Source organism: Streptomyces sp. NPDC026092, assembly GCF_040638605.1.
Taxonomy (GTDB): Bacteria; Actinomycetota; Actinomycetes; order Streptomycetales; family Streptomycetaceae; genus Streptomyces.
The window spans coordinates 12,725-28,142 of sequence record NZ_JBEZYN010000006.1 but is presented as its reverse complement, the minus strand read 5'-3'; the positions used below and the strand labels follow the sequence as shown (position 1 = coordinate 28,142).

Sequence of the window (15,418 nt, the reverse complement as noted above, 5' to 3'; positions counted from 1 at the left end):
GCCATGTCTTTCCCGCTCCTTACGGTGACGGCAGCGGTGCCGGCGGTCGGTGCGATCCTCACCGCCGCCGTGCCCGCCGCCCGCCGTACCGCGGCCAAGTGGCTGGCCCTGCTGGTCTCCCTGGTCACGCTGGTGCTCGCGGCGATCGTCATGATCCGCTTCGAGCCCGGCGGCGACCGCTACCAGCTCGTCGAGTCCCACTCCTGGATCAAGGACTTCGGCGTCCGCTACGAACTGGGCGTGGACGGCATCGGGGTGGCGCTGATCGCGCTCACCGCGCTGCTGATCCCCTTCGTCATCCTGGCCGGCTGGCACGACGCCGACCCCCTGGAGACGAAGTCCTCGCGCTGGCGGCCGACGCAGGGCTTCTTCGCCCTGATCCTGATGGTCGAGGCGATGGTGATCCTCTCCTTCGAGGCCACCGACGTCTTCCTCTTCTACATCCTGTTCGAAGCCATGCTCATCCCGATGTACTTCCTCATCGGCGGCTTCGGCGACCGGGCCCACGCGGGCTCCGACGAGAACGCGGCGGCCCAACGCTCGTACGCGGCCGTCAAGTTCCTGCTGTACAACCTGGTCGGCGGGCTCATCATGCTGGCCGCCGTCATCGGGCTCTACGTGGTCGCGGGGAACTTCTCGCTGACCGAGATCGCCGAGGCGCGGGCCTCCGGCCAGCTGGAGATGGCGACCAACACCGAACGGCTGCTGTTCCTCGGCTTCTTCTTCGCCTTCGCGGTGAAGGCGCCGCTCTGGCCGCTGCACACCTGGCTGCCGAACGCGATGGGGGAGGCGACCGCTCCGGTCGCCGTGCTCATCACCGCGGTCGTCGACAAGGTCGGCACGTTCGCGATGCTCCGCTTCTGCCTCCAGCTCTTCCCGGAGGCCTCGAAGTGGGCGACCCCGGTGATCATCGCGCTCGCCCTGATCAGCATCGTCTACGGCGCGCTGCTCGCGGTCGGCCAGCGGGACATCAAGCGGCTGGTCGCGTACGCCTCGATCTCGCACTTCGGCTTCATCATCATGGGCATCTTCGCGATGACCACCCAGGGCCAGAGCGGCGCGACGCTGTACATGGTCAACCACGGCATCTCGACGGCCGCCCTGATGCTGGTGGCCGGCTTCCTGATCACCCGGCGCGGCTCGCGGCTCATCGCGGACTACGGCGGTGTGCAGAAGGTCGCCCCGGTGCTCGCCGGCACCTTCCTGATCGGCGGTCTGGCCACCCTCTCGCTGCCGGGGCTCGCGCCCTTCGTCAGTGAATTCCTGGTCCTGGTCGGCACGTTCGCCCGCTACCCGGTGGCCGGCATCATCGCCACCACCGGCATCGTCCTCGCCGCGCTCTACACCCTCGTCCTCTACCAGCGGACGATGACGGGCCCGGTGAAGACGGAGGAGGTCCGGACGATGCCGGACCTGCGGGTGCGCGAGCTGGTCGTGGTCGCCCCGCTGATCGCCCTGCTGATCCTCCTCGGGGTGTTCCCGAAGCCGCTGACGGACATCGTGAACCCCGCCGTCTCGCACACCATGTCCGACGTCCAGCAAAAGGACCCCCAGCCTGAAGTGGAGGCGGCCAAGTGAGTGCATCCGCCGTCGCGTCCGGGGCCGCGCCCGCCGTCCACAGCCTGTGGACGACGGCCGCCGAGCCGTTGACCAAGATCCCGGCACCCCACATCGAGTACGTCCAGCTCTCGCCCGTACTCATCGTGGTCGGCGCCGCGGTCCTCAGCGTCCTCGCCGAGGCCTTCGTGCCCCGCAAGGGCCGCTACCACGCCCAGGTGTTCCTGACCGTGCTCGCCCTGGTCGCCGCCTTCGCGGCGATCGTCGGCCTCGCCGCCGGCGGGTACGGCTCCACCAAGGCGCACATCGCGGCCATGGGCGCCATCGCCGTCGACGGCCCGGCGCTCTTCCTCCAGGGCACGATCCTGCTGGCCTCGCTCGTCGCCGTCTTCACCTTCGCCGAGCGCAGGCTCGACCCGGCCGACCACGGCCACAAGGTCGACTCCTTCGCCGCCGAGGCCGCCGCCGTACCCGGCAGCGACCAGGAGAAGGCGGCGGTCAAGGCCGGGTTCACCACCACCGAGGTGTTCCCGCTGGCGCTGTTCGCCGTCGCCGGCATGCTGGTCTTCCCGGCCGCCAACGACCTTCTGACGCTCTTCATCGCGCTCGAGGTCTTCTCGCTGCCGCTCTACCTGCTCTGCGCCGTCGCCCGCCGCAAGCGGCTGATGTCGCAGGAGGCCGCGGTCAAGTACTTCCTGCTCGGCGCCTTCTCCTCGGCGTTCCTGCTCTTCGGCATCGCCCTGCTCTACGGCTACGCGGGCTCCGTCTCGTACGCCACCATCGCGAACGTCGTCGACGGCTCGGTCGCCTCGGTCGACCCGGCCCTCGCCCAGACCATGGGCAACGACGTGCTGCTGCTCATCGGCTTCGCGCTGGTCCTCATGGGCCTGCTCTTCAAGGTCGGCGCCGTGCCGTTCCACATGTGGACCCCGGACGTCTACCAGGGCGCGCCGACCCCCGTCACCGGCTTCATGGCGGCCGCGACGAAGGTCGCCGCGTTCGGCGCGCTCCTGCGCCTGCTGTACGTGGTGCTGCCGGGCCTCACCTGGGACTGGCGGCCGGTCATGTGGGGCGTCGCCATCGTCACCATGCTGGGCGGCGCGATCGTCGCGATCACCCAGACCGACATCAAGCGGCTCCTCGCGTACTCCTCGATCGCGCACGCGGGCTTCCTGCTCGCCGGTGTCATCGCGGCCACGCCCACCGGCATCTCCTCGGTGCTGTTCTACCTGGGCGCGTACTCCTTCGTGACGATCGGCGCGTTCGCGGTCGTCACGCTGGTGCGGGACGCGGGCGGCGAGGCGACGCACCTGTCCAAGTGGGCCGGTCTGGGCCGCCGTTCGCCGCTCGTCGCGGCGGTCTTCGCGGTGTTCCTGCTCGCCTTCGCCGGCATTCCGCTGACGTCGGGCTTCTCGGGCAAGTTCGCGGTCTTCTCGGCGGCGGCGGAGGGCGGCGCGGGCGCGCTGGTCGTCGTCGGTGTCGTCTCGTCGGCGATCGCGGCGTTCTTCTACATCCGGGTGATCGTGCTGATGTTCTTCAGCGAGCCGAAGGCGGACGGCCCCACGGTCGCCGTGCCGTCGGTCTTCACGGCGGCCACGATCACGGTGGGTGTGGCGGTCACGCTGGTGCTCGGCGTCGCGCCGCAGTACTTCCTGGACCTGGCGGGCCAGGCGAGCGTGTTCGTCCGGTAGGTGTTGGGTTGCGAAAGGGCCCGGTCTCCGCTCAGGCGGAGGGCCGGGCCCTTTCGCGTATCTACGGCTGCGTGGCGGGGGTCAGGACGCCGGAACGATCCGCCCGGTGACCTCGCCGAGCGCGACCTGTGTCCCGTCCGGGCCGGGGGCCCAGGCGGTGAGGGTGACCTCGTCGCCGTCCTCCAGGAACGTCCGCTTGCCGGTGGGGAGTTCGAGCGCGTCGCGGCCGTTCCAGGTCAGTTCGAGGAGCGAGCCGCGCTGGTGGACCTCGGGGCCGGAGACCGTACCGGAGCCGTACAGGTCACCGGTGCGCAGCGAGGCGCCGTTGACCGTCATGTGGGCCAGCTGCTGGGCGGCGGTCCAGTACATGGTCGCGAAGGGCGGCTCGGAGACGACCTGGCCGTTGATCTCGACGGTGATCCGCAGATCGAAGCCCCCGTGCTCCTCCTCGGCGGAGTCGTCCAGGTAGGGGAGCAGGTCGAAGTCGCGGGCCGGCGGCTCCGTACGGGCCGCGTCCAGGGCCTCCAGGGGGGTCACCCAGGCGGAGACGGAGGTGGTGAAGGACTTGCCGAGGAACGGGCCGAGCGGCACGTACTCCCAGGCCTGGATGTCGCGGGCCGACCAGTCGTTGAGGAGCGTCAGGCCGAAGACGTGCTCGCGGAAGTCGGCCAGCGGGACGGGGGTGCCGAGGGTCGAGGGGGTCCCGACGACGAAGCCGACCTCCGCCTCGATGTCCAGCTTCACCGAGGGCCCGAAGACCGGCGCGGGGTCGGTGGGGGCCTTGCGCTGCCCTGCGGGGCGTACGACGTCGGTGCCGGACACCACGACCGTGCCCGCGCGGCCGTGGTAGCCGATGGGCAGGTGCTTCCAGTTGGGGGTGAGCGCGTCGCCGTCGGGGCGGAAGATCCGGCCCACGTTGGTGGCGTGGTGCTCGCTGGCGTAGAAGTCGACGTAGTCCGCGACCTCGAACGGCAGGTGCAGCGTGACGGTGTCGAGCGGGTGCAGGAGCGGCTCTATGACCGGCCGGTGGGCGGGCACGGTCACCCAGCCCGTCAGGGCCCTGCGCACGTCGCGCCAGGCGGTGCGGCCGGCGGCGAGCAGCGGGTTGAGGCTGGGCTGGGCGAGCAGCGTCGCGTACGGCGAACCGAGCGCCTGCGCGGCGGCTCCCGCGTCGAGCACATGACCGCCGATGCGGACGCCGACCCTCCGCCGGTCGGGCTCGTCGGCGGGGGAGAAGACGCCGTACGGAAGGTTGTGCGGACCGAAGGGATCGCCCTCGGCCAGGTCGAGCGGGGACTGCTCGGGCATCGGTGCTGCCTCGCTTTCCAGGGTGTGGGGGACACGTTAATGGCCGGGCGGCCGGGCGCGGATGACATGGATCACAGAGAAAGTGCGGCCTCCGTGCACAACTGTCCATGTATGCGCGCTTTATGCGTCCTGTGGGCGAGCTGTGCGTGAGAGACATGACTGAGCGCGTTCAATTCTCACTTTCCAGGGCCTTGTCCGGGTCATACGATCACGGCACTGTCGCGCCGCGTGAGGTTCCCGCAGGAGCGACTCCCACTTTGCTCTGTCTTCACCCGACCGCGCTTTGACCAAAGGGCCCATCTTGAAGATTCGCCGCATCCTCGCGACGGCCGTGGCCGCCGCTGTGACGACCCCCGTCGTCTTCCTGTCGGCCGCCCCGGCCTTCGCCGACACGAAGCCGTCCGCGCCCGCGCAGACGCAGAACGACAAGCAGGACCAGGCGCCGGACATCGAGCAGCTGAAGAAGGACGTCGCGGCCGCGCAGAAGGCGTACGACGCGGCTGTCCTGGCCGAGGCCGACGCGATGAAGGCCAAGAAGGACCTTGAGAAGCCCGAGCACGAGCTTCAGGTCGCCCTCACCGCCGCGAAGACGGCCGCCGCGGAGGCTGCCACCAAGAAGACCGCCGCGGACACCAAGGTCGCGGAGGCCGAGGCTGCTCTCGCCGCGCTCTCGCCCGAGGCCACCGCCGAGGAGAAGGCCGCTGCGGAGCAGGCGGTCACCGACGCGAAGACCGCCGCCGCCGAGGCCGCCACGGCGAAGACCGCCGCCGACGCGAAGGTCGTGGAAGCCGACACGAAGCTCGTCGACGCGGACGTCGCGGCCTCGACCAAGATCACCACGACCAGGAATGCCACGAAGGAGGCCCTCAAGGCGCTGGACGCCGCCAAGGAGGCCCTGAAGAAGGCCGAGGAGGAAGAGGGCGAGGAGCCGCCGCACGAGGACTGCTTCCCCGAGGACAAGTTCACCTCCGTGGTGACCGGTCTGCCCTCGAAGGTCGTCGCCGGCACCACCGTCGACTTCAAGCTGCGCCTGACGAACGGCAGCGACCGCACGCTGGACGACGCGTACGCCTTCGTCGCGATTCACGCCTTCGACGAGAAGGGCCTGAAGCCGCTCGACAAGTACCTGGACCTGGAGTGGTACGAGGTCGTCAAGGGCAGGGGCTCGTGGAACGACGTTCCCGTCGCCGAGGAGCTGTCCGTCGGCACCCTGAAGCCGAAGGCTTCCGCCGAGATCAAGCTCCGCCTGAAGGTGGACGCGAACACCCCGGCCGGTCAGGGCCTGACCTTCGCGGCGGGTGACTTCTGGAACGAGGACGGGACCTGCGGCGGTACGCCGGACCTGACCGAGTACGAGTTCGACATCCTGGCCAAGGGCAGCAACCCGGGCAAGGTCGAGGACGCCAAGGGCACCCCGGGCGGCAAGAACACCACCACCCAGGGCGGCACCTCCACCACCGCGGTGACGACCGGCCAGCTCGCCAAGACCGGTTCGAACGACGCCATGCCGCAGATCGCCCTCGCGGGCGGCGCGGCCGTCGCCCTCGGCGCCGGCGCGATGTTCATCGTCCGCCGCCGCAAGGCCGGCGCGAACGCCTGATCCGAGCGGTAGGCGATATGCGGTAAGTGAAGGGCCCGCGTTCCGAGAGGAACGCGGGCCCTTCCGTTTCGGGGGCAACCATTCACACGGTCCGTGAGTCGAACGGACGTCATATGCCACGCCTGGACCGACGGAACAAGGTGCACCCGATGAAGACCAGCAGAACTCTGGCAGCCTGTGCGGCGCTCGCCGTGACGATGTCGCTGTCCCTGCTGTCCGCACATCCGGTGCTCGCCGCCGGTACGCATTCTCCGTCTCCGTCCCCCTCCTCGTCGACGCCCGGAAAGCCGACGCTGGAGGAGCTGTTGGCGGCCACCAAGGCGGCAAACGAGGCGTACTACGAGGCGAGGGACGCCGCCGGCAGGGCCACGGCCAGGCGTGAGGCGGTCATGAAGGGTGACAGCGATCTCGCCAGGGCGGCCGTCGCGGCGAAGACCGCGGCGGAGACGGCCGCCGCGGGGAAGAACGCCGCGGACGGGAAGCTCACCACCGCACAGGCCGACCTGGCGGCTCTGCCCGCCGAGGCGACGCCCCAGGAGCGCGCGGCCGCGGAGAAGGCCGTCGCGGACGCCCAGAAGGCCGCTGAGGACGCAGCCACCGCGAAGACGGCGGCGGACACGGCACTGGTCACGGCTGTGAGTGCGCGCGACGACGAGCGAGTCGAAGTCGTCCGCCTGGAGAAGGAGGCAAGGAAGGCCGAGAGCGACGCTCTGAAGGCGTCCCAAGATGCCAGCTACGCCTACCACACCGCCTTGGCCCAGAAGTACGGTCAATGCCACGGGGTGCGCGACAACGACGTCACGGCGAAGCTGAGCGGGCCCGCGGAAGTGAAAGCGGGGAACACCGTCGACCTCACGCTCCGGCTGACCAGCAACATGCCGACGTCCTTCGACAGTTTCCACCTCTTCTCGTCCACCGCCTGGTACAAGGTCGGCGCATTCGACAATCCCAACGACGAATATCTGACGGTTCGCTGGTTCAACGAGGCGACCGGACGGTGGGAGAAGTCCAAGAACGTGAACCCGGCCGCGGGAACGCCGAAGAAGGGTGTTCCCGCCACCATCAAGATGCGCCTGACCGTGGACGCCCGGGCGGAGGCCGGCCCCGTGTACGTGAGCGCGATCGGCAAGTTCAAGTCGGCGGACGACTGTGTCGTCACGGACACCGAGCTCCTCACCGTCCACGTGGAGCCCCAGGGCACGACCCCCGGCCCAGGCACCGAGGCCGGCAGCGGGGCGGGTGGTGGGACCGGCAATCCCGGTACCCCGCAGGGTGGCGCGTCCACCGCTCCGGTGAGGACCGGCAGCGGCGGCCCGCTCGCCGAGACCGGCTCCCCCTCGGCCGTTCCGCAGATCGCTCTCGCGGGCGGCGTGGCCGTCGTCCTCGGGGCCGGCGCGATGTTCGTCGTCCGCCGCCGCAGGACCGGCGCCGACGCCTGAGCGCGGGGCTTAGCCTCCGCTCAGCCCGCCGTGCGCGGAATGCGTTTCTCCCAGGTCCGGTGGAAGAGGACCTCGCCGGCCTCCTTGCAGATGACCTCGTTCGTCGTCATGAACGCGTCCGCGTCGCAGGTGATCTCCGAGCGGGAGTCGATCGTCACGTCCCAGGCCAGTTCCGGGCGGTGGAGGCGGATCGTCCAGGTCGAGTGGGTGCGGGCCGACAAGGGGTCGTTCTCGGTGATCGTGTAGGTCTCCAGGGCGTCCTCGGTGAATTCGAGGCCGTCCGGGTAGACCCGGGTGCCGCCGTAGCGGGGGTCGACCTCCAGGCGCCATTCGCCCTTGGCCACGTCCCGGACGACCAGGCGCTCCGGGCGGGGTTCCTCCAGGGTGGCCGGGAAGCTCACGCCGAGCGGTTCGGACTGTTCCGGTTCCTGCCATTCGACCGCGTCGGTCGTGGGCCGGCGGATCGGGAGCGTCAGGTTCGAGGCGGTCGGGGCGAGGGTGAAGCCCGCCGCGTCCGGTTGCGGCCAGATCCAGGGCCAGTACGCGGAGGAGATCGCGAGCCGGACCCGGTGGCCGGGCGGGAAGGTGTGGCCGATGCCGTTCAGGTCGAGGACGAGGTCCTCCGGCTCGCCCACCTGCGCCTCCACCGACCGGTCCCGGCCGTAGCGGGCGGAGAAGTTCAGCGCGCCCCGGGTGACCAGCGTGGACGAGCCGTCGGGCGCCACGTCGCACAGGCGGGCGATCACCTGGCCCGTCGGCGCCGGGGTCGTCAACGTCAGGCTCACCCTCGGGCGGCCCAGGATCTCGATCGGCTCGCCGTCCTCCGGGACCACGAAGTCGAAGCAGGCCCCGTGCGCGTCCTCCTCGCGCTGGTCCGGCGGCAGGTCGCCCTCGTTCCCGAACGGGAAGAAGCGGCCCGCGTCCAGGCCCGTGTGCTGCGGGGAGTCCACCACCACCGGGTCGCCCTGGAAGGCGTACGTGACCGGGGTGACGTTCGGGGACGGCCAGGCCGGGTCCGTGACCCAGCGGCCCGGCAGCTCGTCGTACACCGTGGCCGGCGGGTGTGAGTCGCTGATCCAGGAGCGGAGGAGTGGTTCCGCCATCACGTCGTTGTCCGTGCCCTTGAGGTGGTGGTCCCACCACCTCAAGGTCTCCTGGAGGAAGCCGATCGCCGGGCCCGGCGGCAAGCCCCTGTCCGGGTACTGGTGCGACCACGGGCCGATGATCCCGCGCACCCGGTCCTGCGGCAGGTGCTCCACGAGCCGCAGCACCGTGTCCCGGTACGGGTCGTGCCAGCCGCCCACCGCCAGGACGGCCGCCCGGATCGCGCCGTAGTCCTCGCAGACGCTGCCGTGCCTCCAGTACGCGTCCCGCGTCTGGTGGGCGAGCCAGGTGTGGATGAACGGGTCCACGGCCTCCAGGCGCCGCAGCCACATCTCCCGCCACTCCTCGCCCACGTGCAGCGGGTCCGGCGGCCGGCACACGAAGGCGAGCATGGTTGCCGCCCAGGCGTGCATGTCCACGGCGAGGACGGAGCCGCCCATGTAGTGGACGTCGTTGTCGTAGCGGTCGTCCGTCGAGCAGACCGTCACCACGGCCTTCAGCGGCTCCGGCGCGAGCGCGGCGATCTGGAGCGAGTTGAAGCCGCCCCAGGAGATCCCGAACATGCCGACCTTCCCCGTGCACCAGGGCTGCTCGGCGAGCCAGTTCACCACCGCCACGCCGTCCGCCAGCTCGACCGCGTCGTACTCGTCGCCCGGCAGTCCCTCGCTGTTCCCGTGCCCGCGCACGTCGACCCGTACGGAGGCGTAGCCGTGCCCGGCGTACCAGGGGTGCCGCTGCCAGTCCCGGGGCGCCGTCCAGTCGCTCAGGCGGTACGGGAGGTACTCCAGGAGGGCGGGGACGGGCGCCTCGGTGACCGGGCGCCAGATCCGGGCGTAGAGCCGCGTCCCGTCCGGGAGCGGGATCCGGACGTCCTCGCGGGTCGTCTCGTACGGGAACTCGGTACGGATGCGCATGACGGATCTCCGCGGAGCTCAGTGGACGGGGTGCATGGTGCGGCGCAGCCAGGGCGAATCCTTATACCGGAGCCGTGACGCGGCGGAGCCAGCTGCGTTGTCAGTGGGGGCCGATAGGGTGAGTTCACCGGCTTTGACCAGCAGACTCGTCGAGGGGGTGGGTCGCGGTGCTGCGTGCGTACAAGTTCCTGATGCGGCCTACTGCTCGGCAAGCGCAGGCCCTTGCCGAGATGCTTGGTGATCACTGCTCGCTCTACAACGGAGCATTGCAGGAGCGCCGGGACGCCTGGCGGCACAGCTCGAAGACGAGCGTCACCTACGGAGGCCGGTCTGCCCAACTCAAGGAGATTCGGGCATTCGGTCCTGGGCGTCAGGGCCGGTGGTCGTTCTCGTCGCAGCAGGCGACCCTGCGCCGTTTGGACAAGGCATTCCAAGCGTTCTTCCGCAGAGTCAAGGCCGGTCAGACGCCCGGATACCCCAGGTTCAGAGGTGTCGGCAGATTCGACACCGTGATCTTCCCCAGGGACGGGGACGGGTGCCGCTGGGACTCCACACCCCACGACGCACAGAGTCGCGTCAGGCTGCAGGGTATCGGGCACGTCCGTGTCCACCAGCACCGCGCCGTGCGCGGCCGGGTCAAGACGATCGCGGTCAAACGGGAAGGTCGCCGCTGGTACGTCGTCCTCACCTGCGACCAGGTAGAGGCCGAACCGCTTCCCGTCACCGGATCGACCGTCGGTATCGACGTGGGCACAGTGCACTTCTTCACCGACTCGAACGGCAACCACGAGCCGAACCCGCGCTTCCTTAGCAAGATGGCCGGGGAGCTGGCCACAGCCCAGCAGCACCTCTCCACTTTCCCTCGGCGTACCAAGAGGCGGACGAGTCAGCACCGGGCCGCTGCCCGAAAAGTTGCCAAGCTGCACGCCAGGATTCGGCGGCAGCGGCTCGACCACCATCACAAGACTGCCCTCGCACTCGTGCGGGCGCACGACGTGATCGGGTACGAGGAGCTGAACACGGCGGGCATGACCAGGAGCCCCCTGCCGAAGCCCGACTCTGAGCAGCCCGGCGCCTTCCTGCCGAACGGTGGGGCCGCGAAGGCCGGGCTGAACCGAAGCATCCTCGACGTGGGGTGGGGCCAGTTCCTCGCGATCCTGGCGAATAAGGCCGAGAGTGCCGGTCGCCGAGTGATCGCGGTGGACGCCCGTAACACCTCCCGCACGTGCTCCGAATGCGGGCACGTCGCGAGGAGGAATCGCGTCACCCAGGCACGATTCGAGTGCGTCAGCTGTGGGCTGATCGCCAACGCCGACCACGTCGGCGCACTCAATGTGCTCAGCAGGGCCGGGCTGGTCCTCTGCGCGGAGGCTTAGCCGCCGACGCAGGAAGCCCGCCGCTTCAGCGGTGGGTGGAGTCACGTAGTAGAGGGCGAAGCGGCGCCGGGGCCGTGCACCAGTGCCGAGGATCGCCTGCATGCCGAGGAAGGAGAACCGCTCCCAGACCTCCAGGCCGGAGAGGGTGAGAAGGCCCTTCGGGTGCCCGAAGAAGGCATGATCGCCTTCGGGTGGCGGCTGCTCGCCGTTCGCTTCTTCATCGATCGCCGTTCGGGACAAAAGGGCTACTCCTGGTCGTATGAGCTGATCACGAACATACCGGGGGTGGCGGGAAGGCGCCCATGGTGATCGAAACGCGACCGGATACGCTGACTTGAGCGAATCCAGCGACACATCGACAATCCGTGTGGTTGCCGGCAGCAGAAGCAGGCGTTGGAGCAGGCGTCAGCAGACAGGAGACCCCCTCGTGACCGTCGTCGGGCCGTTCGGTCTTAGCGTGCGGGACCAGGCTCTTGAGGCCGATGTCCAGGCCGGGTTGGCGGCCGTGGAGGCAGGGCTCCTCGACGCCACCAAGAGCGAGATCCCGTTCATCACGGAGGCCGCGCAGCACCTCGTCCTGGCAGGTGGCAAGCGGTTCAGGCCCCTGCTCGTGATGCTCGCCGCCCAGTTCGGCGACCCGTACGCGCCGGGAGTCGTGCCCTCGGCCGTCGTCGTCGAGCTCACCCACCTGGCGACGCTCTACCACGACGACGTCATGGACGAGGCGGACGTGCGGCGCGGGGTCGACAGCGCGAACACCCGATGGGGGAACTCCATCGCCGTCCTGACGGGTGACTTCCTCTTCGCCCGCGCCTCGCACACGCTGGCGGACCTCGGCCCCGAGGCCGTACGGATCCAGTCCGAGGCGTTCGAACGTCTGGTGACCGGCCAGATCCTGGAGACGGCCGGACCGCAGGGCGACCGCGACCCGGTCGACCACTACCTCGACGTGCTCGGCGGCAAGACCGGCTCGCTCGTCGCCGTCTCCTGCCGCTTCGGCGCGATGATGTCCGGCGCGGACGAGAGCGTCGTCGACATCCTCACCCAGTACGGCGAGCGGCTCGGCGTCGCCTTCCAGCTCGCCGACGACGTCCTCGACATCGCCTCCGACTCCCACGAGTCCGGCAAGACCCCCGGCACGGACCTCCGCGAGGGCATCCCGACCCTTCCGGTCCTGCACCTGCGCACCGCCGCGGCGGCGCACGGGCGCCCCGAGGACGTCGAGCTGGTCGAGCTGATCGACGGCGACCTCAGCGACGACGACCGGCACGCCGAGGTCCTGCGCCGGCTGCGCGTCCACCCGGCCCTGGAGCAGGCCCGCCGGGACACCGTGCGGTTCGCGGAGGAGGCGCGGGCGATGCTGGCGCCGCTCCCGGAGGGGTACGCGAAGTCGGCCCTGATGGAGCTCTGCGACGCGGTGGTCCACCGCGCGGGCTAGGGAGTGTCCGGAAGTATGGTCGTCCGCCCGAAGGGCGAGCCAGGCCAGACTTTCCGGACACGACCTAGGGGTGTGTCATCCCATAGCAGTACGCGAGGTTGAGTCCGGAGTCTGACGATTCCGAGCCGCCGGTTTGGTCAGATGGAGTCATCGACCACGGAGGTTAGGACAGACCATGGCAGAGACCCGTAAGGCGAGCCGCTACGTCGTCCCGTTCGCGGTGGCCGGAGTGGCCGCGGCGACGATCGGACTCGTACCGGCGCTGGCGGCGTCCGGCGACCCCGATCTGCCGGAGATCACGGCACAGCAGCTGATCGAGAAGATCGCCGCGTCGGACACGCAGACGCTGTCCGGCACGTTCAAGGTGAGCACCGACCTGGGCCTGCCGTCGGTGGCCGGCCTCGCCGACAGCTTCGCGGGCGACGCGGCCCGCGGCGGATCCGGCGACGCCCCGTCCACGGACCCGACCGAGATGCTGACGAAGCTGGTCTCGGGCACGCACACCCTGCGCGTGGCCGCGGACGGCCCGGACAAGCAGAAGCTGACGATCCTGGACGGCTCGGACGAGTACAGCCTGATCCACAACGGCGACGACGTCTGGGCGTACGACAGCAAGTCGAACCAGGTCTTCCACGAGAAGGGCGACGCTTCGGACCGCCCCGCCGGTGAGAAGGGCGAGAAGGGCGAGAAGGACGGGCTCCCGGGCACGCCCAAGGAGCTCGCGGACGAGGTCCTGAAGGAGGCGGGCGACACCACGTCGATCACGGTCGGCGGGACGGCCACGGTGGCCGGCCGGGACGCCTACCAGCTCGTGATCAAGCCCAAGCAGAGCGGCTCGACGATCGAGTCGATCAAGATCGCGGTGGACGCGAAGACCGGTACGCCGCTGAAGTTCACGCTGGCGTCGGTCGAGGGCGGCAAGCCGGTCCTCGACGCGGGCTTCACGAAGGTCGACTTCGGCAGGCCGGCGGCCTCGACGTTCGACTTCAAGGCCCCCAAGGGCGCGAAGGTGACCGAGGGCACGGGCGAGGGCGGCCCGGCGGAGCACGGCAAGTCGCCGGAGGACGTCGAGAAGGACCTGGAGAAGGAGTTCGGCGGCCCCGGCGGCCTGGGCGGCCTCTTCGGCGGCGCGGTGCCCGGTGCGGCCGGCGACGGCGAGGGCATGAACGTCATCGGCGAGGGCTGGACGGCGATCGCGACCTTCGACACCGGTGCCGAGGCCCCGAAGACCGACGAGGCCCCGAAGGAGGTCCAGGGCTTCCTCGACTCGCTCGGGGACGAGGTGAAGGGGAAGTTCGGCTCCGGCACGGTCTTCAAGACGAAGATCGTGAACGCGCTCATGACGGACGACGGCAAGGTCTACGTCGGCGCGGTGACGAAGCAGGCGCTCGTGGACGCGGCGAACGCGGCGAAGTAGGCCGTAGCGAGCTGTACGTACGGAATGGGACCCCGGGTGGGTCGGGGGCGATGGTCACCGACCCACCCGGGCGTTTTTCGTGCGGAACGGCTACTGCCTTACGGGTACTCCCTTACGGGAACGTCAGCTTGACGCTGTTGATGTACCCGGTGTCCTGCGCGGCCCGGTCCTGGACGCGGAGCTTCCAGGCGCCGTTGGCGACCTCCGAGGAGGCGTTCACGGTGTAGGCCTGCACGATGTTGTCGGCGCTGCCGCCGCTCTGGTTGTGCAGGTTGTAGACCGACCCGTCCGGGGCGACGAGGTCGACGACGAGGTCACCGCGGTAGGTGTGGACGATGTTGACGTCCACCTTGAGGGCGGCGGGCGCGTTGCCGGTGATGCCCGTGACGTTGACCGTCGAGGTCACCGCGGCGCCGTTGTCCGGGATGGACACGTCGGCGGCGTTCTCGAAGACCGTGCCGGGGGGCGTGGTCGTACCGGCCGACAGGGTCCAGATCGCGTGGGCGACGGCGTCGCTGTTGCGGTCGAGGGCCGTGTCGTTGATGTTCGAGGTCGTGTCGCAGGAGGAGTGGTAGCAGCGGTCGAAGGCCGTGGCCGTACCGCCCCACTTCTGGACCTGCGCGCTGCTCTTCACACGGCTGGCGCCGGTGAACAGGCCGCCGACGGGGATGCCGACGTTCTTGAACGAGGCGTGGTCGGAGCGGCCGTCGCCCTCGGTCTCGATCTCGGTGGGGACGCCGATGCCGGCGAAGTAGCTCTTGAAGGTCTGCTCGATGGTGGGGTCGTCGTCGTAGACGAAGTAGCCCGGGTTGGGCGAGCCGATCATGTCGAAGTTCAGGTAGCCGGAGAACTTCGAACGCTCCGTGGACGGAAGCTGGTTGACGTAGTACTTCGACCCGACCAGGCCGAGCTCCTCGGCGCCCCACCAGCCGAACCGCAGGTGCTTCGTGGGCTGGAGGTTGGCGCGGGAGACGGCGAGCGCGGTCTCCAGGACGGCGGCGGAACCGGAGCCGTTGTCGTTGATCCCGGCGCCGGAGGAGACGGAGTCGAGGTGCGCGCCGGCCATGAGGACCTGGTTCGGGTCACCGCCCGGCCAGTCGGCTATCAGGTTGTAGCCGGTGGCGCCGCTGGAGGTGAACTGCTGGACGGTGGTGGTGAATCCGGCCGCGTCCAGCTTCGCCTTCACGAAGTCGATGGAGGCCTTGTAGCCGGTACGGCCGTGGGCGCGGTTGCCGCCGTTGGCGTTGGCTATCGCCTGGAGGTCGGTGAGGTGCTGCTTGACGTTGGCGAGCGGGATGTCGGGCGCGGCGGTGGGCGCTGCGGGCGCGGCCGGGGCCGCGGTCGCGGAGGCGCCGGTGAAGCCGGCGAGAGCGAGTGCGGCTACGGCGGAGAGCGCGGCGGCACGTCTGGGAACGGAGAACTTCATGTGGGGGCTCCGGATTCCGAACGGGGATGGGACGGAAACGTGCGAGACGCCCCGGGGCGTGGGTGCCACGAGGCGCTGGAGCTGTGCGGGTGGTTCGTGGGCTGAATGTTCGGGGAGAAGGTGACGCTCCGTCAAGAGCGGAAACCGG

Annotated in this window: 10 protein-coding genes and 1 pseudogene; 7 read left to right on the top strand and 4 right to left on the bottom strand. The window is 69.8% G+C overall.

Features of this window, described 5'->3' with window-relative positions; all coding sequences use genetic code 11:
* The first annotated feature begins 3 nt into the window (after positions 1 to 3).
* Positions 4 to 1,578: an NADH-quinone oxidoreductase subunit M gene (locus tag AB0F56_RS11445; protein ID WP_362007031.1), complete on the top strand. Its 1,575-nt coding sequence runs from the start codon at positions 4 to 6 to the stop codon at positions 1,576 to 1,578.
* A complete protein-coding gene (gene nuoN / locus AB0F56_RS11440) occupies positions 1,575 to 3,248 on the top strand; it encodes an NADH-quinone oxidoreductase subunit NuoN (protein ID WP_362007028.1) in 1,674 nt (557 codons plus the stop codon). The genes AB0F56_RS11445 and nuoN overlap by 4 nt, the downstream gene beginning before the upstream one ends.
* 81 nt (positions 3,249 to 3,329) lie before the next feature.
* On the opposite strand, the gene fahA is transcribed toward nuoN, so the two are convergent.
* Positions 3,330 to 4,556, bottom strand: coding sequence for a fumarylacetoacetase (fahA, locus tag AB0F56_RS11435; protein ID WP_362007027.1), 1,227 nt, complete (start codon positions 4,554 to 4,556; stop codon positions 3,330 to 3,332).
* 301 nt (positions 4,557 to 4,857) lie between these two features.
* Here fahA and AB0F56_RS11430 point away from each other — a divergent pair, with 301 nt between their 5' ends.
* Both AB0F56_RS11430 and AB0F56_RS11425 read left to right on the top strand, forming a co-directional pair.
* The gene (locus AB0F56_RS11430) at positions 4,858 to 6,156 is read left to right on the top strand and encodes an LPXTG cell wall anchor domain-containing protein (RefSeq protein WP_362007024.1); all 1,299 of its coding nucleotides are present in this window, start codon (positions 4,858 to 4,860) and stop codon (positions 6,154 to 6,156) included.
* A 149-nt stretch (positions 6,157 to 6,305) separates the two neighbouring features.
* Positions 6,306 to 7,595, top strand: a complete 1,290-nt coding sequence (locus tag AB0F56_RS11425; protein WP_362007022.1) for a hypothetical protein — start codon at positions 6,306 to 6,308, stop codon at positions 7,593 to 7,595.
* 20 nt (positions 7,596 to 7,615) lie between these two features.
* Here AB0F56_RS11425 and AB0F56_RS11420 read toward each other — a convergent pair whose 3' ends face one another.
* The gene (locus AB0F56_RS11420; protein ID WP_362007019.1) at positions 7,616 to 9,613 is read right to left on the bottom strand and encodes a CocE/NonD family hydrolase; all 1,998 of its coding nucleotides are present in this window, start codon (positions 9,611 to 9,613) and stop codon (positions 7,616 to 7,618) included.
* 167 nt (positions 9,614 to 9,780) lie between these two features.
* Between AB0F56_RS11420 and AB0F56_RS11415 the strand changes: the two genes are divergently transcribed.
* The gene (locus AB0F56_RS11415) at positions 9,781 to 10,989 is read left to right on the top strand and encodes a transposase (protein ID WP_362007018.1); all 1,209 of its coding nucleotides are present in this window, start codon (positions 9,781 to 9,783) and stop codon (positions 10,987 to 10,989) included.
* An 87-nt stretch (positions 10,990 to 11,076) separates the two neighbouring features.
* On the opposite strand, the pseudogene AB0F56_RS11410 reads toward AB0F56_RS11415, so the two are convergent.
* Positions 11,077 to 11,343: pseudogene (locus AB0F56_RS11410) on the bottom strand (MFS transporter); the annotation flags it as partial.
* Between the two features lie 73 nt (positions 11,344 to 11,416).
* Between AB0F56_RS11410 and AB0F56_RS11405 the strand changes: the two are divergent.
* The gene (locus AB0F56_RS11405; protein ID WP_362007015.1) at positions 11,417 to 12,427 is read left to right on the top strand and encodes a polyprenyl synthetase family protein; all 1,011 of its coding nucleotides are present in this window, start codon (positions 11,417 to 11,419) and stop codon (positions 12,425 to 12,427) included.
* 175 nt (positions 12,428 to 12,602) lie between these two features.
* Entirely contained in the window at positions 12,603 to 13,844 is a 1,242-nt protein-coding gene (locus AB0F56_RS11400) for a DUF2092 domain-containing protein (RefSeq protein WP_362007013.1), read from the top strand.
* 112 nt (positions 13,845 to 13,956) lie between these two features.
* Here AB0F56_RS11400 and AB0F56_RS11395 read toward each other — a convergent pair whose 3' ends face one another.
* The gene (locus tag AB0F56_RS11395; RefSeq protein WP_362007010.1) at positions 13,957 to 15,270 is read right to left on the bottom strand and encodes a M28 family metallopeptidase; all 1,314 of its coding nucleotides are present in this window, start codon (positions 15,268 to 15,270) and stop codon (positions 13,957 to 13,959) included.
* Positions 15,271 to 15,418: the final 148 nt, after the last annotated feature.